General features: G+C 55.2%; 21 protein-coding genes. 11 read left to right on the top strand and 10 right to left on the bottom strand.

Annotated elements, in window-relative coordinates:
* Positions 1 to 7: 7 nt before the first annotated feature.
* The 7 genes from pstA to ACR0NW_RS00380 all read right to left on the bottom strand — a co-directional run bounded on the left by pstA (position 8) and on the right by ACR0NW_RS00380 (position 7,395).
* Positions 8 to 1,375: a phosphate ABC transporter permease PstA gene (gene pstA / locus ACR0NW_RS00350; protein WP_480449512.1), complete on the bottom strand. Its 1,368-nt coding sequence runs from the start codon at positions 1,373 to 1,375 to the stop codon at positions 8 to 10.
* Positions 1,372 to 2,844, bottom strand: a complete 1,473-nt coding sequence (pstC, locus tag ACR0NW_RS00355; protein ID WP_480449510.1) for a phosphate ABC transporter permease subunit PstC — start codon at positions 2,842 to 2,844, stop codon at positions 1,372 to 1,374. The genes pstA and pstC overlap by 4 nt, the downstream gene beginning before the upstream one ends.
* An 80-nt stretch (positions 2,845 to 2,924) precedes the next feature.
* Positions 2,925 to 3,980, bottom strand: coding sequence for a substrate-binding domain-containing protein (locus ACR0NW_RS00360; RefSeq protein WP_170655563.1), 1,056 nt, complete (start codon positions 3,978 to 3,980; stop codon positions 2,925 to 2,927).
* A gap of 209 nt (positions 3,981 to 4,189) precedes the next feature.
* Complete coding sequence (locus ACR0NW_RS00365; protein WP_480449508.1) at positions 4,190 to 5,230, bottom strand: sensor histidine kinase; 1,041 nt, start codon at positions 5,228 to 5,230, stop codon at positions 4,190 to 4,192.
* Positions 5,231 to 5,323: 93 nt separating this feature from the next.
* Complete coding sequence (locus ACR0NW_RS00370) at positions 5,324 to 5,848, bottom strand: gamma carbonic anhydrase family protein (RefSeq protein WP_480449506.1); 525 nt, start codon at positions 5,846 to 5,848, stop codon at positions 5,324 to 5,326.
* On the bottom strand, positions 5,845 to 6,486 hold the full coding sequence (gmk, locus tag ACR0NW_RS00375) for a guanylate kinase (RefSeq protein ID WP_170655569.1): 642 nt from the start codon (positions 6,484 to 6,486) through the stop codon (positions 5,845 to 5,847). The genes ACR0NW_RS00370 and gmk overlap by 4 nt, the downstream gene beginning before the upstream one ends.
* Positions 6,487 to 6,504: 18 nt before the next feature.
* A complete protein-coding gene (locus ACR0NW_RS00380) occupies positions 6,505 to 7,395 on the bottom strand; it encodes a YicC/YloC family endoribonuclease (protein WP_480449505.1) in 891 nt (296 codons plus the stop codon).
* Positions 7,396 to 7,695: 300 nt separating this feature from the next.
* On the opposite strand from ACR0NW_RS00380, the gene ACR0NW_RS00385 reads away from it, so the two are divergent.
* Positions 7,696 to 8,319, top strand: coding sequence for a PAS domain-containing protein (locus tag ACR0NW_RS00385; protein ID WP_480449504.1), 624 nt, complete (start codon positions 7,696 to 7,698; stop codon positions 8,317 to 8,319).
* A gap of 71 nt (positions 8,320 to 8,390) precedes the next feature.
* Here ACR0NW_RS00385 and ACR0NW_RS00390 read toward each other — a convergent pair whose 3' ends face one another.
* Positions 8,391 to 9,761 carry a class II 3-deoxy-7-phosphoheptulonate synthase gene (locus ACR0NW_RS00390; RefSeq protein WP_170655575.1) on the bottom strand — a complete coding sequence of 457 codons (1,371 nt, stop codon included), beginning with the start codon at positions 9,759 to 9,761 and terminating at the stop codon, positions 8,391 to 8,393.
* Between the two features lie 168 nt (positions 9,762 to 9,929).
* On the opposite strand from ACR0NW_RS00390, the gene ACR0NW_RS00395 reads away from it, so the two are divergent.
* Positions 9,930 to 10,934 (top strand): GlxA family transcriptional regulator, encoded by a 1,005-nt coding sequence (locus ACR0NW_RS00395; RefSeq protein ID WP_170655577.1) that lies wholly within the window; start codon positions 9,930 to 9,932, stop codon positions 10,932 to 10,934.
* Positions 10,935 to 10,966: 32 nt separating this feature from the next.
* On the opposite strand, the gene ACR0NW_RS00400 is transcribed toward ACR0NW_RS00395, so the two are convergent.
* A complete protein-coding gene (locus ACR0NW_RS00400) occupies positions 10,967 to 12,058 on the bottom strand; it encodes a PQQ-dependent sugar dehydrogenase (protein ID WP_480449503.1) in 1,092 nt (363 codons plus the stop codon).
* 166 nt (positions 12,059 to 12,224) lie between these two features.
* Here ACR0NW_RS00400 and ACR0NW_RS00405 point away from each other — a divergent pair, with 166 nt between their 5' ends.
* From ACR0NW_RS00405 to ACR0NW_RS00440, 8 genes are all read left to right on the top strand, one after another.
* Complete coding sequence (locus ACR0NW_RS00405; protein WP_480449502.1) at positions 12,225 to 13,409, top strand: ABC transporter substrate-binding protein; 1,185 nt, start codon at positions 12,225 to 12,227, stop codon at positions 13,407 to 13,409.
* Positions 13,410 to 13,544: 135 nt separating this feature from the next.
* Positions 13,545 to 14,333 carry an ABC transporter ATP-binding protein gene (locus tag ACR0NW_RS00410; protein WP_170655583.1) on the top strand — a complete coding sequence of 263 codons (789 nt, stop codon included), beginning with the start codon at positions 13,545 to 13,547 and terminating at the stop codon, positions 14,331 to 14,333.
* Positions 14,330 to 15,160: an ABC transporter ATP-binding protein gene (locus ACR0NW_RS00415; protein WP_170655585.1), complete on the top strand. Its 831-nt coding sequence runs from the start codon at positions 14,330 to 14,332 to the stop codon at positions 15,158 to 15,160. Before ACR0NW_RS00410 ends, ACR0NW_RS00415 begins: the two co-directional genes overlap by 4 nt.
* A 319-nt stretch (positions 15,161 to 15,479) precedes the next feature.
* Positions 15,480 to 15,803: a hypothetical protein gene (locus ACR0NW_RS00420; protein ID WP_480449500.1), complete on the top strand. Its 324-nt coding sequence runs from the start codon at positions 15,480 to 15,482 to the stop codon at positions 15,801 to 15,803.
* Positions 15,804 to 16,068: 265 nt separating this feature from the next.
* Positions 16,069 to 16,419 carry a hypothetical protein gene (locus tag ACR0NW_RS00425; protein ID WP_170655589.1) on the top strand — a complete coding sequence of 117 codons (351 nt, stop codon included), beginning with the start codon at positions 16,069 to 16,071 and terminating at the stop codon, positions 16,417 to 16,419.
* Positions 16,420 to 16,537: 118 nt separating this feature from the next.
* Positions 16,538 to 17,548, top strand: coding sequence for a branched-chain amino acid ABC transporter permease (locus ACR0NW_RS00430; protein WP_480449499.1), 1,011 nt, complete (start codon positions 16,538 to 16,540; stop codon positions 17,546 to 17,548).
* Positions 17,545 to 18,849 (top strand): branched-chain amino acid ABC transporter permease, encoded by a 1,305-nt coding sequence (locus tag ACR0NW_RS00435; RefSeq protein WP_480449497.1) that lies wholly within the window; start codon positions 17,545 to 17,547, stop codon positions 18,847 to 18,849. The genes ACR0NW_RS00430 and ACR0NW_RS00435 overlap by 4 nt, the downstream gene beginning before the upstream one ends.
* 54 nt (positions 18,850 to 18,903) lie before the next feature.
* Complete coding sequence (locus ACR0NW_RS00440; protein ID WP_480449496.1) at positions 18,904 to 19,293, top strand: hypothetical protein; 390 nt, start codon at positions 18,904 to 18,906, stop codon at positions 19,291 to 19,293.
* Positions 19,294 to 19,340: 47 nt separating this feature from the next.
* Here the strand turns inward: ACR0NW_RS00440 and ACR0NW_RS00445 are convergent, their stop codons facing one another.
* On the bottom strand, positions 19,341 to 20,888 hold the full coding sequence (locus ACR0NW_RS00445) for a helicase HerA-like domain-containing protein (RefSeq protein WP_480449495.1): 1,548 nt from the start codon (positions 20,886 to 20,888) through the stop codon (positions 19,341 to 19,343).
* A gap of 446 nt (positions 20,889 to 21,334) precedes the next feature.
* Between ACR0NW_RS00445 and ACR0NW_RS00450 the strand changes: the two genes are divergently transcribed.
* On the top strand, positions 21,335 to 21,943 hold the full coding sequence (locus tag ACR0NW_RS00450) for an invasion associated locus B family protein (protein WP_480449494.1): 609 nt from the start codon (positions 21,335 to 21,337) through the stop codon (positions 21,941 to 21,943).
* Positions 21,944 to 21,976: the final 33 nt, after the last annotated feature.

Here is a 21,976-nt window from a genome sequence, read left to right on the forward strand (position 1 = left end):
GCCTCACTTACCAGCGGCGTTCAAAGCGGCGGCGCAGGATCACGGCCACAGTGTTCATGGTCACGAGGAAGATCAGCAGGATGATGATGCCTCCCCAGGCGCGTTCATAAAAGGCCGGATCGGCGCGTTTTGACCACTCATAAATCTGTGCGGGCATGGCCGAGTTCGGCGACAAAAACCCAGCGACCAGACTGTCGGGCGGGTTCGACGCGATAAAGCCGACCATCCCGATCAGCAACAGCGGTGCAGTTTCTCCAAGAGCCTGCGCCAGGCCAATAATGGTACCTGTCAGAATACCGGGTGCGGCCAGTGGCAGAACATGGTGGAACACCGCCTGCATTTTCGAGGCCCCTACCCCAAGCGCTGCGTCCCGGATCGAGGGCGGTACCGCCTTGAGCGAGGCGCGCGTCGAGATGATGATTGTCGGCAGCGTCATCAGCGTCAGCACAAGCCCGCCAACCAGCGGTGCCGAGGTCGGCAAATGCATGTAGTTGATGAACACAGCCAGACCCAGAATACCGAAGACAATCGACGGCACGGCTGCAAGGTTCGAGATGTTAACTTCGATGATGTCCGTCAGTCGGTTTTGCGGAGCAAATTCCTCAAGATAGATCGAAGCGGCCACACCAATCGGCAATGCCAGTGCCAGAACGACCAGCATCATGAACAGTGACCCCAGCATCGACACACCAATTCCGGCGGCTTCCGGGCGCTGATCCGAAGCATCCGCACCGAAAATAAAGTCAGGATTGAATGCCTTGTACAGGATGCCAGCACTGATCAACTGATCGACGAAATCTAGCTGATCGACCGAGATACTTTTGTCGTTTGCGATGGATTCGCGGGTCACGCGCCCTTTGACGTACCCATCGACACGGCTGTTCGCGAGGAACTTGAAACTGACCGTGTTTCCAATTTCGTCAGGGTTCGCGATTACATAGTTTCTCAACTTGGCCAGCGCAGATTTGGACAGGATGCCACCCATTTTCTTGGGCGGCAGATCGGTCTGGATACCCAGTTCAGCGACCTTTTTTTCCAACGCGGTTGAGACTAGAGGGGCATACCCAAAGGTCGATACCTTCTTGATTTCTTCGATGTTGCGCTTGCCGTTCTTGTCCAGCTTGCTTGCCAACAGATCGACATCGAGTTCCAGATAGGTCTGCTGGAACGCGCCTACTCCTGCGGTGACGATGTTGGTAACCAGTACAGCCAACATCAGCAAGCCGACGCCGATTGCAGCGATTCCGTACATTTTGAACCGGCTTTCAGCGGCATTGCGCCGTTTCGTGCGCGCATCTTTTTCGAACAGCGACCCACCTTTGCCGCTTGCACCGGGCACCGGAGCGTTTGGTGGTGTTTGAGAGATATCGGTCATTCGTACTGTTCCCGGTATTTGCGTACGATGTAGAGGGCAAAGATATTCAGCCCCAGTGTAATAACAAACAGGGTCAAACCCAGCGCAAAGGCCACCAGTGTCTCGGCGCTGGCAAAATCCGTGTCACCCGTTAGCTGGCTGACAATCCTTGTGGTGATCGTTGTCATCGCCTCAAACGGGTTCAGCGAAAATTTCGCGATTGCACCGGCAGCCATCACAACGATCATCGTTTCACCGATGGCACGGCTCGCCGCCAACAGGATGGCACCTACGATCCCCGGCAGCGCGGCGGGCAGAACAACCTGTCGTACTGTCTCGGAATGGGTGGCTCCCAGCCCGAGCGAGCCGTCGCGCATCGATTGAGGCACCGCGTTGATGATGTCATCGGACAGCGATGATACAAAGGGGATAAGCATGATCCCCATGACCAGTCCCGCTGTCAGCACCGCATTCGAACTCGCCATCCAGCCAACGCCAATTGCACCACCGTCCCCAAACAACGCAACCAGCGCCGGGCCGACGGTCAGCAGGGCAAACAGACCATAAACAATGGTCGGAATACCCGCCAGAATTTCAAGCAGGGGTTTTGCCAGTGAACGCGTCGCGACAGAGGCGTACTCCGAAAGGTAAATCGCAGCGAACAAGCCGATTGGGACGGCCACGAACAACGCGATCAGAGAAATGTACAGTGTTCCCCAAAGCAGCGGCAGAATGGATAATTCACTGCCTCCGCGAAAGTTGGGAGCCCAGGTGCTGCCGAAAAAGAAATCTTTCCAGGAATGCAGCTGAAAGAAGTTCATCGTTTCGAACAACATCGACAAAACGATACCGATGGTTGTCAGGATCGCGATTGAAGCGGCCAACAAAAGCAATGCGAGAATGCCCCGCTCAACCACGTTGCGCGCCCGAAATTCCTTGTGAGTTCGCATATAGGAATATGCCCAGCCCAGCAAGGCAACCGCTATGACCGCAATTTGCATCGCGGTCTTTCCGTATGCGTTCATAACGCGGTATTCTTGTGCAGCGCGCAAAACAGGCGTCGTTACGTTTTGAGTGATAACCTGGCCGGCCTCTTTCAGGCGGGTAGTTACGTCCGTGATGTCCGCGCGCGCGTTTTGCGCGAATTCCTCGGTTATGGCACCTGAAGCTATTGCACCGTCCAACCCGTCGGCAACACGGCGAACCTCACTCATAATAAGCCCACGGGTGGAACCTTCCGGGATGGCCTGGTCGGGGATCATGCCAGATGCGGTGTTGTTGACGATAAGTGGCTGAACCAACAACCATATGATCAACAAGGCGAGTGCAGGAACCAGCGCGCTGAGTGCCACGTTGTACCCGTAATAGGACGGCAGAGAGTGCAACTCTCGTGCGTCACCCTGTGCACTGGACAAAGCACGCGTGCGGCCCGCCAAAAAGCCAACCGCTGAAATTATGATCAGGACGATCAACAGCCATGATAGAGGCATAAGAACTCCGTGGGGAGGAGAAGTTTGGAGTCAAAGTGAACCGGGGCATTCGTAACGCCCCGGTTCGTGTGAGGTCTGGATCAGGAACCGCCGCCCAGGACGGTTTCGTTTGCCACTGCGTCCTGTACCTTGGCCAGTTCCGGATCGGAAACCAGTCCGTACTGTGCCAGCGGGCCGTCAGGGCCGGCAATCTCATCCGCAACGAAGAACTCGGCATATTCCTTCAGGCCAGGGATCACGCCGATATGAGCTTTCTTCACGTAGAAGAACAGCGGGCGGGAAACCGGATATTCGCCTGTAGCGATGGTTTCGGTCGACGGCGTCACATCCGACATCGTCGCAACCTGCAGCTTGTCGGTGTTGTTTTCATAGAACGCCAGACCAAAGACGCCGATACCGTCCTTGTTGCTGTCGATGCGCGCCAGGGTTTCTGTGTAGTCACCATCGATGTCGACAGAAACGCCGTCGGTGCGCAGAGCGATACAAGCTTTCTCAGCTGCTTTTTTCTTGGCCTTGTCGCTATCGCCCTCGGCAGCGGCAAGATAGACGTCAAAGTCACCAAGGTGTTCACAACCCGCCAGGATCACTTTGTCCTCGAAAACTTCACGGGTACCGTGCTTGGTGCCCGGGATGAAGGCGGCAATCGGCTGCGCTGGGAAGTTCGCGTTGACCTGATCCCAGGTCTTGTAGGGGTTGTCGACCAGCGCGCCGTCAACGACGACCTGAGCGGACAGGGCCTTGTACCAGTCCTCTGGCGTGAATTCGAACGAGTTGCCGTTGATGTCGCTGGCGAAGACAATGCCGTCATAGCCAATCTGAACTTCGATGATGTCAGTCACACCATTGTCGGCGCAGGCTTTGATTTCCTTCTCGCGAATTTGGCGCGACGCGTTGGCCACGTCAATGGTGTTTTCGCCAACACCTTCACAGAAACGCTTGAGGCCTGCAGAGGAGCCACCCGATTCAACAACCGGTGTGGGGAAGTCAAAGTTCTCACCGAAGGCTTCAGCTACGATCGACGCGTATGGCAGTACGGTCGAAGAACCGGCAACCTGAACCTGATCACGGGCTGCAGCAGTGGTGGCCGATACGGCCGCGATCGCAAGCGCCGAAGCCGACAGTTTTACAAAGGACATTTCAGTCTCCTTGGCAATGAATTTCAACGATCACCCCCATGATGATCCTGCGCGAACCCCTACGAGCGGCACGTAAGCCTTTTGTGACAGCTGTGTAACAGTATTATGACAAGGAGCCTGAAATTCGGATGACCTGACGCAAAGCTGTTATGCGCAAGGAGCATTGCTGAATTGCTGGCCATCTACATCGGCGAGCAGCAGCACACTGATCAGTGGGGCAGAATAACCGTAAACGTCGAGCCCTGCCCCAGTTCGCTGTGGACCCTCAGACGTCCCCTGTGGCGATTGACGATATGTTTCACGATCGCAAGGCCCAATCCCGTGCCGCCAAGTTGGCGTGATCGGTGGCTGTCCGCACGGTAAAACCGCTCTGTCAACCTTGGCAGATGCACTGCATCGATGCCGGGGCCATTATCCGAGACTTTTACCCTGACGGACGGCCCGCGCACGGCTGTGTCCCGTTCCTCCAAAGTCAGGTCGATGTCGACTTTGCTGCCACCATACTTGATCCCGTTTTCAATCAGGTTCGTAAAAACCTGCCGCAACTGATCCCTGTCACCCGTAACGGACACGGGATCATCAGGCGCTTGAAGCGTTAGTTCGACGCCAGCGCTGTCAGCCAATGGTCGAAGTGTATCCAAGGTTGATTCGAGTTGCCCAATCAGATCGACCTGTTCCGTTGGGCGCACTCGTTCTTCGCTTTCGACCCGGTTCAGAGATAGAAGATCACCGACCAGCCGGTTCATTCTGTTGGCCTCGTCCGTCATGATCTGCAAAAACCGATCCCGCGCTTCGGTGTCCTCGCGGGCGGGTCCCTGCAATGTCTCGATGAACCCCATCAGCGCGGTCAGAGGTGTGCGGAGTTCGTGACTGACATTCGCGACGAAATCCCGCCGCATCTGACTGGCCTGCTCCAGATGTGTCACGTCCACAAAACTGGTCAGGACGGCCCCGCCCCCGACAGCACCGATACCGTTGATGTAACGGCACTGAACCTCGAATGTCGTGTCCTGAGCACCGTCGTTGGACAAGTGATTGGTTTTGGACGGGCTCTTTGACTTCAAGCTTTGTTCAATTGCCTCGATCACCTGCGGTTGCCGCAAGATCGTTGCAAAGTGGCGGCCCGTGATCTGAGGGCCCAACAATGAAAATGCGTCTGCATTTGCCGCAATGATCCGTTCGGACTGATCCACCAGCACTGCGGCCGCCGGAACCGCCGAAAGAAATTCACTTAGCAGATCGTCAGACATGATGTGCCTCGAAAGGAACCGGATTTATCGGATGGGTAGCCTTGTTTTGCAAAACTCTTGTTGCAGCGCCGCAAAACAAAGCCACAAAATCGCTTAAGAAACTGGTTTAAGCGTATCGCGAAACTTACGCATGTTCTCTTGATAATGCAGCGCACTCCAGGTGATCTTTTGCGCGGCCGCTTCATCAAGTTGTCGCACAACTTTGCCCGGAGACCCCATTACCAGAGAATTGTCCGGGATTTCCTTGTTTTCCGTAATCAGCGCGCCAGCACCAATCAGGCAGTTTTTTCCGATCTTGGCGCCGTTCAGAACAATGGCCCCCATGCCAATCAACGTGTTCTCACCGATTGTGCAACCGTGCAGCATGACCTTGTGGCCGATTGTGCAATTCCTGCCTATGGTCAGGGGGTATCCTGCGTCGATATGCATGACGCAGTTCTCCTGAACGTTGCTGCCTGCACCTATCCGAATTTCCTCGTGATCGGCGCGGATCGTGCAGCCGAACCAGACTGAAGACCCTTCTTCCATCACGACCTTGCCGATCAGATTGGCATCGGGCGCAACCCAGGTGTCGTTGTGGACCTGTGGCGCGAATTCTCCCAAAGCAAAAAGGGTCATGGCAATTCCTCAAATTCGGACTGCAACGTACGCACGTGTGATTGCAGATTGGGTTGCTGAATACGTCGCATACGTTCTGCGCTGACGATGGTTTTTAGCTTTTCTTCAGTCTCATCCAGATCATCGTTGATCAGAACATAGTCATAGTAACCCCAGTGGCTGATCTCATCCCAGCTTTTGAGCATTCGCTTGGCAATCACATCCTCGCTGTCCTGCCCCCGGTTTTCCAGTCTGCGGCGCAATTCGCGGATTGATGGTGGCAGGATGAATATCGACAGAGCGTGCTTGCCAAGGTCGGAATTTCGAATCTGAACTTCACCCTGCCAATCCACGTCAAATAGAACGTCCTGGCCATTGACGATGGTTTCGCGCACCGGCCCTGCCGGAGAGCCGTAGAAATTGCCAAAAACATGCGCATGTTCAAGCATCTGGCCCTGTGTGACCTGCTGCCTGAATTCGTCCTCTGTCAGAAAATAGTACTCGCGCCCGTGCTCCTCACCCGGCCGTGGCGCGCGCGTGGTGGCGGATACCGAAAACTTCAGCCCGTCGTCCCACCGCATGAGCCGCCTGGCAAGCGTGGATTTGCCAGCGCCGGAGGGCGAAGACAAAATGATCAGTAGACCTCGACGATCAGCCATGTCGAATTGTTCCCGTATTTATTCCACGTTTTGCACTTGTTCGCGCATCTGATCGATGACCGCCTTCAGTTCAAGCCCAACTGATGTCAGTTCCGGACTCTGCGATTTCGAACACAGCGTATTTACCTCGCGGTTGAACTCCTGCATCAGAAAGTCCAGTTTGCGGCCAACAGGCCCGTCACCTTTCATCAGGTCCCGGGCCGCGCCGATATGGGCAGTCAACCGGTCGACTTCTTCGGTAACGTCCATCTTGACCGCAATCAGGGCCATTTCCTGAGCGATGCGATCCGGGTCGGCGCCGTCGGTATTTTCCATGACACGTGCAAGATTTGCGTGCAATGTTTCATGCATCTTACCCTTGCGCCGTTCGGCCAGATCCGCGGCTTGCCCCGTCAGTTTTTCAACCTGATCCAGCTGACCTGTGATGACTTTGGCCATCGCCGCGCCTTCGGTTTCCCTCATCTCCAGAAACGCCTCAAGCAGCGGCGCAAAGCCGTGCTTCAGGCATTCGACAAGGGGGGCTGAGTCGTCAGCCTCAACACTTGCATCCATCATGCCCCGCAAGGCCAACAGATCAGATGCTTTTGACGGCGCCAGTGCGATTCCCCGCGCGGCGGCCATTTCTTCGGTTTTGGCCAATGCATCCAGTGCCGCAGACAGGGCAGTCGGGTTCAGTTTGAGGTCTGCAGTGTCCTCCTGACGTGAGACGCGGAGTGAAAGCGTCACGTTTCCACGACTCAATGCCTTGGACAGTTCCGCCCGCAAAGCGGTTTCCAACCCGGTTAGCCAATCGGGCACGCGCAGGCGCATATCCAGCCCCTTGCCGTTCACGCTGCGCAACTCCCAACTCCAGCTGTGCAGGCCAAACTCACCCTTGTCTGAGGCGAACCCGGTCATGGATCTGATCATGTCTGCCCTTTCCTGTCGGCTGATGCGTCCAGCGCGGTTGACGCACCTAATGCCATCCAACGACAGAGGGCAAGTGCTTGCTGTTACCTGCCCTTGATCTCAGCAAGTTAACCATTCGTTAAAGAATTGATCCAAAATTGAATAAACCTGTGCAAATCTGACCGTCACAGTGAACGTGTTGCGAAACTGCGTTCCAGCATAGCGGCCTGCAAAAAACGGCGGGCCTTTGACGTGAAGGTAACGAGGATGAAGTCTGTTTTTGGGAAAAGCCCCGGATCGAGGGTTGGGGAAGTCGTTGCAATGGACCGTTTCCGCAGTGGGCGCAGCCTGTCCCCCATACGTCAGGCGGAAGGCTATTGGACAGCTCTGCTGGATGGGGATGGCGTTCCCAAAAGGTCCCGGGTCGATCCCCGTGGTCTTGAGAACATACTCGAATACACATTCATTCTTGAACGAATCGCCCCCGGCATTGCCCGGTTTCGTCTGGCAGGACACCATCTGAGCGCACTGGCGGGTATGGAAGTGAGAGGGATGACCCTGTCTGCCTTGTTCGAAGCGTCCGCCCGCAAAGAGGTGTCACAGACGATCGAACGGGTTTTCAGCGAACCCGCCATTGCCGAGGTCGAACTTTCCGCTTCTGGCGGGATTGGATGCTCCCGGCTGGAAGGTCGGATGATCCTGCTGCCCCTCAGAAGTGATCTTGGGGAGGTTAGCCGCATTCTTGGTGTGTTGGTCAGTGACGATCCCGTCGGGACAACACCCCGACAATTTGAAATCTGCGCCAATCGGGTGCGGGAAGTCGCAGGCATTCAGGGCCCCAGCACCGCTGATAAGGAACCCGCAATGGAATTTGCGGAAGATCAGAAAGAATTTGACCACCCGACACAACATTTGCGTCTGGTTGTATCGAACGAACCCGATTAGGCGACGGGCGCGAAATGAAAACGGCGGGACTAATTGCCCGCCGTTGTCGGTGTTTATAAATGGATCGGTGTTCAGCCGGCTGCGCGCTTGTTTCTGTCCCGGCGCAGATTTGTAAGTTCTTCGGCCACGAGGAAAGCAAGTTCCAGCGATTGGGTGGCGTTCAGACGCGGGTCACAGGCCGTGTGGTAACGGTCGGACAGGTCTTCCTCGGTCACGGCACGAACACCACCGGTGCATTCGGTAACGTCCAAGCCGGTCATTTCAAAATGAACACCGCCCGGAACTGTTCCTTCGGCCTGGTGAACGCCGAAAAAGTCGCGGACCTCCCGCAGAACCGACTCGAACGGTCTGGTTTTATAGCCCGTGGCCGATTTGATCGTGTTGCCGTGCATCGGGTCGCAGACCCAGGTTACATTGGCGCCCTCTTCTTTGACGGCCTTGATCAGACGCGGCAGATGTTCACCTGCCTTACCTGCACCGAACCGCGCAATCAGGGTCAAGCGCCCCTCTTCGTTTTCCGGGTTCAGTTTGGACATCAGAACCTTGAGGTCCTCAGCGGTCGTTGTCGGGCCGCATTTCAATCCGATTGGGTTTTGAACGCCCCGGCAGAATTCGACATGCGCGCCATCGGGCTGACGTGTGCGATCCCCAATCCAGATCATGTGACCCGAGCCCGCCAACCACTTACCCGAGGTTGAATCCAGCCGTGTCAGCGCCTCTTCGTATTCCAGAAGCAGACTTTCATGGCTTGTGTAGAACTCGACCGTCGAAAACTCGTGAGTGGTATCAGCGGTGATTCCCGCCGCACCCATGAAGTCGATGGTGTCCTGGATGCGATCGGCAATTTCCGAATATTTCTGAACATCTTGCTCATCGGTGAAGCCCAACGTCCAGGAGTGCACCCTGCTCATATCCGCGAAGCCACCGGTGGAAAACGCACGCAGCAGGTTCAGCGTAGCGGCCGCCTGTGTGTAGGCCTGCAACATCTTTCCAGGGTTCGGAATGCGCGCTTCGGGTGTGAACGCAAGTTCGTTGATTATGTCGCCGCGATAGCTGGGCAGCTCCACGCCGTCTACAACCTCAGTCGGTGCGCTGCGCGGCTTGGCAAATTGTCCGGCCATACGGCCCACCTTTACCACCGGCACCTTGGCACCGTAGGTCAGCACCATCGCCATTTGCAGCATTACTTTGAACGTGTCACGGATCGCATCTGCGCTGAACTGTTCGAAACTTTCCGCGCAATCTCCGCCCTGAAGCAGGAAGGCCTCGCCGCGACCGGCGGCACCGAGATGTTGCTTGAGGCGCCGCGCCTCGCCTGCAAAGACCAGCGGCGGATACTGGGAAAGCTGCGCCTCGACTTTGGCCAGTGCGGCCGCATCGGTATAGTCAGGCATCTGAACCCGCGGCTTGTTGCGCCAGTTCGATTTTTGCCATTCGGTCATAGCTTGGATCTCCGCTGAAGTATTTCAGGTGGTCTCTATACAAAAAGCATTGAAGAGTGACCATATCCCAATTGCGCCTCTTGACGGCGGAAACAAGCTTTGAGCATGGTATTTGCCAACTCTGCCGTCGTTTCCGTGCCGGAAGCGCCGTAATAAGGACAATCAGCCATGCAAGAGCAACGCCAAGTTGTCGAAGTGGAAATCACATCGGCCAAACCACGCCGCTTTATCTTTGTCCTGCTGGACAAATTTTCGATGTTGTCCTTTGCATCAGCTCTGGACAGTCTTCGTATTGCCAACCGCATGGCAGAAAAAGAACTGTATACTTGGCAACTCGTTGGCGAGGGTGGAGAAACCGCGAGCTGCTCGGCAGGAACATCTTTCAATCTGGATGACGATCTAGCCGAACTTCAACGCGACGATGTTGTGTTGGTGTGCGGTGGCGTCGACGTTCTGAAAGCGTCCACGAAGAAGATGCTGAACTGGCTGCGCCGAGAGGCACGCAAGGGCATTCGCATCGGTGGTCTGTGTACCGGTGCGCACACATTGGCCAAGGCGGGCCTTCTGGAAGGTAAACGCGCAACGATTCACTGGGAAAATGCGGACAGCTTTGCCGAAGAGTTCGAGAATGTTGAACTCACCAAATCGGTGTTCCTGATCGATGGCAACCGGATGTCGACGGCTGGTGGTACATCGTCAATCGACCTGATGCTGAAACTGATCGCGGATGATTACGGCGAAGAACTTGCCAATGCGGTTGCCGACCAGATGATCTATTCCTCGATCCGCACGGATCAGGATACTCAGCGTCTGTCGACTCCGACGCGGATCGGGGTACGTCATCCGAAGCTCAGCCAGGTCATCCAAATGATGGAAAAGAACATCGAAGAACCGATCTCGCCCTCGATTCTGGCCAAGGATGTCGGAATGTCCACACGACAGCTTGAACGACTTTTCCGCCGTTATCTGAACCGGTCGCCGAAACGGTACTATATGGAGCTGCGCCTACAAAAAGCGCGGAACCTGCTGATGCAGACGGATATGAGCGTCATCAACGTGGCGCTGGCCTGTGGTTTTGCCAGCCCTTCACATTTTTCCAAGTGCTACCGGGCGCACTACAATACAACGCCGTATCGCGAGCGTGGAACACACAGCGCCCGACTGTCGGTTTGATGTAGCCCGACAGTCCTGAATATGGGGTGCGCCTACTTCGACAGTTTGTAGACCGCGCCCTGCCCCACAGAAATGAACCAGATCGAACCGTCGGGCGCCTCGACGATGTCACGTACGCGTTCGGTTTCGGGGGCTTTGATCTGCTCGACTTCGCGGAGCGGCGAGCCGGAAAGCCGGGCGATGTAGTCAAATTTCAAAGAGCCTACAAACATGCTCCCCTTCCATTTTGGCCAAAGCTTTCCGGAATACACCAGCAGTCCGGACGGCGCGATTGAGGGATCCCAGTAGAATTCAGGCTGCTCCATACCGGGTTTTGCGGTCCCTTCCCCGATCTTCGCGCCCGAATAGTGTTTTCCATAAGAAATCACCGGCCATCCGAAATTCGCGCCTTTCCGGATTAGATTGACCTCATCCCCACCTTTCGCGCCATGTTCCGACACCCAGAGGCGGCCTTGCAGATCCAATCCCGCCCCCTGCGGGTTTCGGTGGCCAAAGGACCAGATTTCGGGCCGGATACCAGCCTGTCCGACAAAGGGATTTCCGGCGGGCACGGAACCATCTCGATTGATTCGAATTACAGAACCGTTGTGATTAGCACGGTCCTGCGCTGATGGGCGGTCTCCACGTTCGCCAATGGTCACAAACAGCGTGCCGTCGCTGGCTTCGACAATGCGCGACCCAAAATGTCGCCCTCCAGAACTTCCAGGCGCAGCTTCAAAAATAGTCCGAACATTCGTCAGCCGTTTGCCATTTTCACTTAGCCGACCGACGGCGACCGCTGTGCCGGCCCCGCCCTGCTGACGTTTGGAATAGGTAAGAAAAACCTCACGTGTTCGGGAAAAATCGCGTGGAATCATTACGTCCAGCAGACCGCCCTGCCCCGAAGCATACACCTTTGGAACACCGGTCACGCGATCAGCTTTTCCCGCAGCCACACGCAGCAGATCGCCGTCTCGTTCGGTCACCAGAAAACTGCCATCGGGCAGAATTCCGATGGCCCAAGGCGTATCCAGACCACCCAATAGCTTTGTAACCCGAACCTGTCCGACTGATGTATTGATCAGTTCGGCAACAGAAATCGCCGGGAAGAAGATCGTTAGCAGAATCACAAAATACTTAAGCATCGCATCGCGCCTTGTCGCATCAAACGCCCCAGCGGACCAAAATCAGGCCCATCAAATCAAATGAATTCCTTTGCACAAACCACTTTTTCGTTAGGACTTTCCTTTTCCGGACAGCTTGCCTAGGGTCTGAGGCAGAACGAATACGTTCCAATACGGGAGTAACCATATGAAAAAGCTGCTTACGGCCTCTGCGGCCATTGCATTGATGGCTGGCGCCGCATCCGCGGAAGACGTCAAACTTGGTATCATCTTTGGCTTCACCGGCCCAATCGAATCTCTGACCCCGCCGATGGCCGCGGCTGCGGAACTGGCGATGAAAGAAGTCGCCGACAGCGGTCTGCTGCTGGATGGCGCGTCAGTCACTGCGATCCGGGCAGACTCGACTTGCATCGATTCCGGTGCGGCCACCGCGGCAGCCGAACGTCTGATTACATCGGACAAGGTTGACGGTATCGTTGGTGCGGACTGCTCGGGTGTGACCGGCGCCGTGCTTTCGAACGTTGCATTGCCGAACGGCATGGTGATGATTTCGCCTTCGGCGACCTCACCCGCTTTGTCGACCGCCGAAGACAACGGCCTGTTTTTCCGCACTGCGCCGTCTGATGCCCGCCAGGGTCAGATCATGACCGAGGTGCTGATGGATCAGGGCGTCAAAGAAGTCGCTCTGACCTACACCAACAACGATTACGGCAAAGGTATTGCCGACAGCTTCCAGCAAGCCTTCGAAGCGGCAGGCGGAACCGTCACGATCTCGGCCGCTCACGAAGACGGCAAAGCCGACTATTCGGCTGAAGTCGGTGCGCTGGCTGCGGCGGGCGGCGAAAAGCTGGTGATCGCTGGTTATGTCGATCAGGGTGGCTCGGGCGTTATGCGCGCGGCGCTGGATTCCGGCGCATTCGACAGCTTCCATTTCCCTGATGGTATGTACGGCGCCAAGCTGGAAAGCGATTTCGGTTCTGAAATCGACGGCTCGACCGGTCAGCTGCCGGGCACCGACAGCCCTGGTGCAGAAACCATGGTGGCGATGGGTGAAGCGAACGGCTTTGACGGAACATCGTCCTTTGTCGGCGAATCCTATGATTCAGCTGCGCTGATCTTGCTGGCCATGCAGGCCGCAGGTTCGAAAGCTCCGGCTGATTATGCTGGCAAGGTCATGGATGTGGCCAACGCGCCGGGTGAAAAGATCTATCCGGGTGAACTGGCCAAAGCACTGCAGATCCTCAAGGATGGTGGCGAAGTCGACTATGTTGGCGCAACTGCTGTCGAACTGATCGGCCCCGGTGAATCAGCCGGTAACTATCGCGAGTACAAGATCGAAGACGGCAAGATCACAACCGTTCAGTTCCGTTGATCGACCTACTCAAATGATATCAGGCAGCCCGGACCTTGTGTCCGGGCTGTTTCAATGACAAAAGACCGCACCTCGGTTCAGAGGTCTGGCAACACGAAAACAGAGCTGCCCTAAATGATGCAGCCAGGGGATAACATGATCGTCGTTGAAGACGTGCATAAGCACTTTGGTGGCTTTCACGCGGTGGATGGAGCTACGCTGGAAATCGCGAAAGGTTCGATCACGGGTTTGATCGGGCCGAACGGGGCCGGAAAGACAACTCTTTTCAACGTGATCGCAGGGGTTCTTCCGCCAACCAGCGGCAAGGTCACGATGGATGGTGAGGACATCACCGGACTGCCCCCGCACGAATTGTTTCACAAGGGGCTTCTGCGTACGTTCCAGATCGCCCATGAGTTTTCGTCGATGTCCTGCCGGGAAAACCTCATGATGGTTCCAGGAGCCCAATCCGGGGAATCGCTGTGGAATACATGGTTTGGCAGAAAGCGGATCGCTGACGAAGAACGCGCCCTTCGTGCCAAGGCTGATGAGGTGCTGGAATTTCTGACCATCGAGCATCTTGCCGATCACAAGGCCGGACAGGTTTCCGGTGGTCAAAAAAAACTGCTGGAACTTGGCCGCACCATGATGGTCGACGCCAAGATCGTGTTTCTTGACGAAGTTGGTGCCGGCGTGAACCGCACCCTGCTTATGACCATCGCCGACACGATTCTTCGTCTCAACAAGGAACGCGGCTACACCTTTGTGGTTATCGAACATGACATGGATTTCATCGGCAAGATCTGTGATCCGGTGATCTGCATGGCCGAAGGCAAGGTTCTGGCCGAGGGTACGTTGGACGAAATCAAGGCCAACGAGCACGTGATCGAAGCTTACCTGGGAACCGGTCTGAAAAACAAAGACAAGCTGGAGGCCGGGGCATGAGCGGCAATCCTTATCAGGACGACCACGGCAACAAGGATGCAACAATCACCAATACCGCTGGACAGGGAACCATGACGCCAGCCCATCGTGAAAGCGGTGAAACGCACTATGTCGGTGGCGGACCGTTCCTGATTGGCGACACCATGACAGGCGGTTACGGCAAGGGGCCGGATATTCTGCACGAATGCACGATTGCCGTCGACAAAGGTGAAATCGCAGTGATCGTCGGCCCCAATGGTGCCGGTAAATCCACGGCCATGAAGGCTGTATTTGGTATGCTTGACGTTCGGTCCGGCTCTGTTCGGCTGGATGGAGAAGACATTACCAACCTGAGCCCACAGGACCGTGTGGTTCGCGGGATGGGCTTCGTGCCTCAGACCCAGAACATATTCACCTCGATGACAGTTCAGGAAAATCTGGAAATGGGCGCGTTCATACGGCGCGACGATTTCTCGGACACGATGGAGCAAGTCTTTCATCTGTTTCCGATCCTCAAGGAAAAACGAAATCAGGCAGCGGGTGAGTTGTCGGGCGGACAGCGTCAGCAGGTGGCCGTAGGCCGGGCACTGATGACACAGCCCAAAGTGTTGATGCTGGATGAACCAACCGCAGGTGTGTCACCTATCGTGATGGACGAACTGTTCGACCGGATCATCGAGGTCAGCCGAACAGGCCTTCCGATTCTCATGGTTGAGCAGAACGCGCGGCAAGCTCTTGAGATCGCTGACAAGGGATATGTTCTGGTGCAGGGTCGCAATGCCTATACGGGAACCGGCAAGGAACTGCTCGCCGACCCGGAAGTTCGAAAGAGCTTCCTTGGCGGCTGACAGGTAGAATCCACGCGCAGCATCTGAAAATTGTCACAATTGTGGCGACCCTCGTTGCCACAAATTAATATCGACACGTGTGGGCGACCAAGACGTTGATATTAATTCGCATTTTTCGTGCATGTTTTTTTCTATCCGTTTTTCCGTATCAGAAATTCGACAATGACTGGCTGAAATTGCGCCACAATACCCCCCTATCGGGTGCGAGCCGTAAGGTAACTCTTACGGGGCTGGCACGAAAAAAGTGTCGGCTGAGCTCTCCCCAAAACCGAGCCGACTCCCGTGGGACCGGCTTGCCCAACACTCCGGACCAACAAAAATGAAAAAACTGACAATTGCCGCCATTCTCTGCCTTTCTGCCAACGCGTCTGTTGCGGCGGAACGCAGTTTTGTGTGCGTCTCGGATATCGACGGAACGGAATTTCACCTGACGAAAAGTGGCGATGACAGTACCGGATCCATCGCGGTGAACGATATCGCTGGCTCGGCCCAGGTTTTTCCGGGGCTTGGTAATCTGACGTTCATGTATGTGGATGAAAGCAACGTCATGACTTTTGTCGTTAAACTTCCCGATCTGAATTACGACCTGTCCGTTCAGCGACCCCAACCCAAAAATGACAACGGTAAATGCAAGGAAGTGTGACGAACTCACTAACCTTTAGAGTGTCATCTATCTATTTAAATTCAAAGTGATGGATGGTGGGTCTAACATTTAACACGCCTTCTCAACTGCCTGTGATTGTGTGACATAATCGCTTTTTTGAAAACCGTTCCGGCATAGGTTGAAAAGTGAAATCGCGGTCGGGCTTTCAAGGCCCACCTCGGTTTCACTTAACCTGACCATAGACAGGCGCTTGCAAGGTCGAAATTCTCGGCTTTGCACTCGCCAATAAACGGAACAGTGAACGATGAAGAACGTGATAACTCAACTTTTTGCCCTGCTTATTCCTTCGCTTGGTTTTGCCGCTGGCGGTCCACTGGATGGAGCAGATTTTGTCGTCAATTGTGTATCGGATCAGAATGGTGCCTCGGTTACTCTGGCGCGCTCCGGTGGGACGGACAAGGGATTCATCATAACCGAATCCGTCAAGGGTGAGGCTACAATACTTTCCGGCATTAACTCTCTGACTTTCCTTCATATTATGGGAAAGGATGTCATAACTTTCGTAGTGGATTTTGACGACCTGAGCTATGATCTGACGATCAAAGGGCCGAACGCCACAAACGATCGCGGTGCCTGCAGTGATCCGGTAAGTTGAATGCCAATTGATCAGTTCCTCAATACCCGTCCGGTAATGATGAAAAAACCGGCACAAAATGTTGTGTCCGGTACGCACACCGTGCCATAAGGCCGCACCCGGACTGTGAGAAGAACTGATGGATCTATTGAACGCGCTGGTTGCGCTTGCGAATTTTGTCCTCGTGCCGGCTGTTGCCTATGGCAGCCAGCTGGCACTTGGGGCACTTGGGGTGACGCTGATCTACGGCATCCTGCGCTTTTCCAATTTTGCCCACGGCGACACGATGGCATTCGGCGCGATGATCGCCGTACTGCTGACATGGTGGCTGCAGAGTATGGGCGTCAGCTTTGGACCTTTGCCCACAGCTTTGCTGGCCCTGCCAATGGCAATTCTTGGTTGCATCATCCTTGTTCTTGTCACGGACAGGCTGGTCTATCGATTTTATCGAGAACAGAAAGCCAAACCGGTAATCCTAGTCATCGTTTCGATGGGTGTCATGTTCATCATGAACGGATTGGTCCGGTTCGTCATCGGACCCAACGATCAACGGTTTGCCGACGGTGAAAGATTTCTGATTTCCGCCCGGGATTTCAAAGAGATGACTGGCCTTCGCGAAGGGCTGGCCATCAAAACTACACAAGGCCTAACAGTGGTCGTGGCCGTTATCGCCGTGGTTCTGCTGTTCTGGTTCCTGAACAAGACGCGGACCGGAAAGTCGATGCGGGCCTATTCCGACAACGAGGATCTGGCCCTGCTGTCCGGCATCAATCCTGAGCGTGTCGTGATGATCACCTGGATCATTGTGGCGGCACTGGCGACGACGGCGGGTGTCCTCTATGGTCTCGATAAAAGCTTCAAGCCGTTTGTCTATTTCCAGCTGCTCCTGCCGATCTTTGCGTCAGCTATCGTCGGCGGGCTGGGGAATCCGCTGGGCGCGATTGCGGGCGGGTTCATAATTGCCTTCTCCGAAGTCACGATCACATACGCCTGGAAAAAGGTCATCACATATGTTGCGCCGGAAAGCCTTGCGCCGTCCGGCCTCGTGCAGCTCATGTCAACGGATTACAAATTCGCGGTCAGCTTCGTGATCCTGCTGATTGTACTTTTGTTCAAGCCCACCGGGCTTTTTAAAGGAAAAGCGGTATGAACGAGACAGTCAAGAATACCCTGCTGTTCGTACTGGTCGGCGTACTCATTCTGCTGACCGGGTTCATGCAAAGCTGGAACTCGGCTGTGTTGATCCTGAATATGGGATTGATCTCGGCCATAATGGCAATCGGCGTGAACCTGCAATGGGGCTTTGCAGGTCTGTTCAACGTCGGCGTCATGGGTTTTGTTGCGTTGGGCGGGTTGGCCGTTGTGCTGATCGCGGCCTCTCCGACGCCGGGAGCGTGGTCATCTGGCGGTGTCGGTATCGTCGTCGCGTTGCTGCTTGGGGCCGCAACTGTGGTCGCCGCTGTTCTGACGGCAAAAAAGATGCCCAAGGGGCGGCTTCGCAATATTTCGATACTGGGGATTCTGGTCGTCGGTTTTGTCGTATACCGTCAGGTGTTCGACCCTAGCGTTGCTGGTGTTGAGGCGATCAATCCCGCAGCTGCCGGCAACATCGGTGGGCTTGGACTGCCTGTTTTGTTGGCGTGGCCCGCTGGTGGTCTTCTGGCCGCGGGCGCCGCATGGCTGATCGGTAAAACCGCGCTCGGGCTTCGGTCTGACTATCTGGCAATCGCCACCCTTGGTATTGCCGAGATCATCATTGCGGTTCTCAAGAACGAAGACTGGCTGGCCCGCGGTGTAAAGAACGTCATCGGCCTGCCCCGTCCTTTGCCGTATGAGATTGATCTGCAGAACTCAGCGGATTTTGTCGAACGCGCAGCCAGCCTGGGGCTTGATCCTGTCACCGCGTCGACGCTTTACGTCAAATTCGGCTACTCAGTCCTGTTCATGATTGTTTTGCTCGTCTTGCTTTGGATGGCGCAAATGGCACTCAAAAGCCCGTGGGGCCGTATGATGCGCGCCATTCGCGACAACGAGGTCGCAGCCGAAGCCATGGGCAAGGATGTTACGCGCCGCCACCTTCAGATATTTGTTCTGGGCTCGGCGATCTGCGGCATTGCCGGAGCAATGATGACAACACTGGACGGACAGTTGACGCCGGGCACATACCAGCCGCTCCGCTTTACTTTCCTTGTATGGGTCATGGTGATTGTAGGTGGATCAGGCAACAACTTTGGTGCGGTTCTGGGTGCTATGCTGATCTGGTTCCTTTGGGTTCAGGTTGAACCAATCGGTATTTGGCTGATGCAGATCATTACCGCAGGTATGACGGATGGAAGTCCGCTGAAAGAACACCTGTTGGACAGCGCGGCGCATATGCGTTTGCTGACGATGGGGCTCATTCTGTTGCTTGTACTCAGGTTCAGCCCCAGAGGTCTGATTCCCGAACGATAAGAACAAACCATTCAAATTGTTGAAACTGCGCCGGGATTTCGGCGCAGTTTCTTGATGGAAAGCCCAAAATTAATTAAAGAGGTTCATCGCCGAGAAACTCTTTCGGTGCAGATTGTCCGCACTCACTCACTCGCTTCTCATACGGTCTGTAACGATCACCATCTTAACCTCAGAGACGAACTGCGAACCAAAATGAAACTTGGATCAACCAAAACCACTCTTCTCCTGGCAATTCTGGCTGGACTATCCGCATGTGTTCCTTCACCAGAAAAACTTGAATCTGAACCGGTAACTGTCCAGACGCCCAAAGGTGCGGTGACTTGTCAGTTGTACACCCGGAACACGGTAATCTGGGATCGCGCGATTGATTTCCCTGCGACCAAAATGTCTGTTGCCGAAGCGGATGCGTATTGCAAACAGGAAGGCCAACGCCTGCTTCAGTAGTCTTTGCGAAGACTGGTTGGGACCAGCGTATTGCAGCTGGTTCCGCCTTACCGATTTCGGAACAAACCGCCTAAAATGCCGCGCACGATGCGTCGCCCCGTTGTGCCTTTAAGCTCCTTGATGACGGCCTCTGACATCGCAGATGCGAACGTATCCTTTTTACGTGTGTACCGGGCAGTTGACCGTCCAACGCGGCTGCCGCTAAACCGTCGGGCGGAAGAAAACTCCCGTTCCATGGCGGATTGCTGCTCTACGACATCGTCAGATTCGGCGCGTTCTGCCTCGCGTGCGGCCTGTTCGGCACGGGCGGTCAGGATTTCATATGCCGACTTCCTTTCGACACGTTGATCGTACTTGCCCGACATTGCCGAGTTTGCCAGCGCCTGCTTCCTTTCGTCGGCGGTTATCGGACCCAATTGCGTACTGGGAGGCCTGATCAACGTGCGCTGCACAATCCCCGGCACCCCCTTTTTTTCGAGCATCGAGGTCACGGCTTCTCCGACACCGACCTCACGTATTGCTTCTTCGGTTTCGAACGCCGGGTTGTCGCGATACGTTTCGGCCGCCATGCGCAGGTTTTTCCTGTCCCGTGCTGTAAATGCCCGCAGAGCGTGCTGAATTCTGTTGCCCAGCTGGCCCAGGATATCTTCGGGAATATCGGCCGGGCTTTGTGTAATAAAGTAAACCCCCACACCCTTTGAGCGGATCAGCCGGGCAACTTGCTCCACCTTGTCGACAAGTACCTTTGGGGCGTCTTCAAACAGAAGATGCGCTTCGTCAAAAAAGAACACCAGCCTTGGTTTTTCAGGGTCGCCTACCTCGGGCAGTTCTTCGAACAACTCGCTTAACAGCCACAACAGAAACGTTGCATAAAGACGAGGCGCCCCCATCAGCTTGTCCGACGCCAGAATGTTGATCATTCCGTGCCCATGTTCGTCATTGCGCATCAGATCCGACAAATCCAGCGCTGGCTCGCCGAACAACTGCGTCGCGCCCTGATTTTCCAGCACCAGCAAGCGCCGCTGAATCGCGCCGATCGATGCGGTTGATATGTTCCCGTAGCGGAGTGACAGCTGGCTGCGGTTTTCACCGACCCAGACCAAAAGCGCCTGAATGTCCTTGAGGTCAAGCAGCGGCATGCCCTCTTCATCCGCGACGCGAAACGCGATGTTCAAAATACCTTCCTGCGCTTCGCTGAGTTCCAGCAAACGAGACAGAAGCAATGGCCCCATCTCGGTCACGGTCGTGCGCACCGGGTGGCCTTGTTTCCCGAACAGATCCCAAAAGGTCACGGGACAGCTGTGATACGAGAAATCGGAAAGTCCAATAGTTTCGGCGCGATCAAGAAAGGCTTGGTGAAGCTTGTGATCAACACGCCCGGATTTGGCCAGCCCCGATAAATCGCCTTTCACATCAGCTAGGAAAACCGGCACACCAGCCTTGGAAAATCCTTCAGCCAGAATTTGCAGTGTTACGGTTTTCCCTGTCCCGGTTGCACCTGCGATCAAACCATGACGGTTGGCGTATTTTAGGGACAATTCCTGCGGCTGGTCATATTCTGCTCCGGCCCCACCCAAAAAAATCTTTTCACCCATTATGGTTATGCCTCAATATTTCACGGTCCACTGCCAGCATACAAACTTAACCTTTACCTGCGATAGTCCCTTTGTCCCCTACTGGCGTTGCCGGATTTGGGGGCAGACTTCCTCCCTGTCGACTGGCTGTGCCTTCGGGCACGGCCTTTTTTAGACATGCACCGGGAAATAGCGATATTTCAGCATTAAAATTCCCGGATAGCTGTTGACCGATGTCCTCCCCTTTCGTAACGTCTCGGACATAACTAAGTCGGCCAGTCCGACGGGGAGAAATATTCATGAAAGGGAGCCGTTCCTCCGGCTCCCTTTTTCGTTGTTCAACCGGAAATCACCGATTTGAGCAGAAATCCGATCAAATTCATTCACCCCGCGATCTTCGCACCTGACACCGCACGGCAACGATGGTAGACGGGGCAAAAAGTTCTATCGGATGAAATGAGGCATTCATGATCAAGAAACTGATTCCGCTGAGCGTAGCGGCAACCGCGATTCTGGCCGGTGCTGTTTTTGCTCAGGACACCACGACTACTGCCGGTGAAAGTCAGGCAGAGACATCGCAGGCGACCGGCACCGGATTGGATCTGGGTGAAAGCGGACCACGCATTGGTGAGCAATATGTTAAGGAAGAATTCGGCGATTGGGACTTGGCGTGCGTCAAGACGGAGACCGAGGCCGACCCTTGCGCCTTGGTACAGCTTTTGACGGGTCAGGACGGCAACCCGATGGCCGAGGTGACAGTATCTCGCCTTCAGGATGGTGGGGTCGCAGTAGCCGGTGCCACCGTCATCGTGCCGCTGGAAACCTTTTTGCCGGCACAGCTTGAGCTTTCTATCGATGGTGCGCCCTCAAAGCGCTACAACTACCGCTTCTGCAACACGGTTGGATGCTTTTCTCAGCTTGGCCTGACACAATCTGACGTAGATGCAATGAAGGGCGGTTCCGAAGCCATCGTTTCGGTTGTGCCTGCTCAGGCCCCCAATCAGGTTCTGCAAATGAAAATGTCGCTAAAGGGTTTCACGTCCGGCTTCGAAACACTTATTCCACGAAGCAACTGACACGATATTCCGAAAAGCCGCCAGCTAAGAGCT

The sequence above is a fragment of the Ruegeria sp. CF5 genome (genome assembly GCF_056537325.1).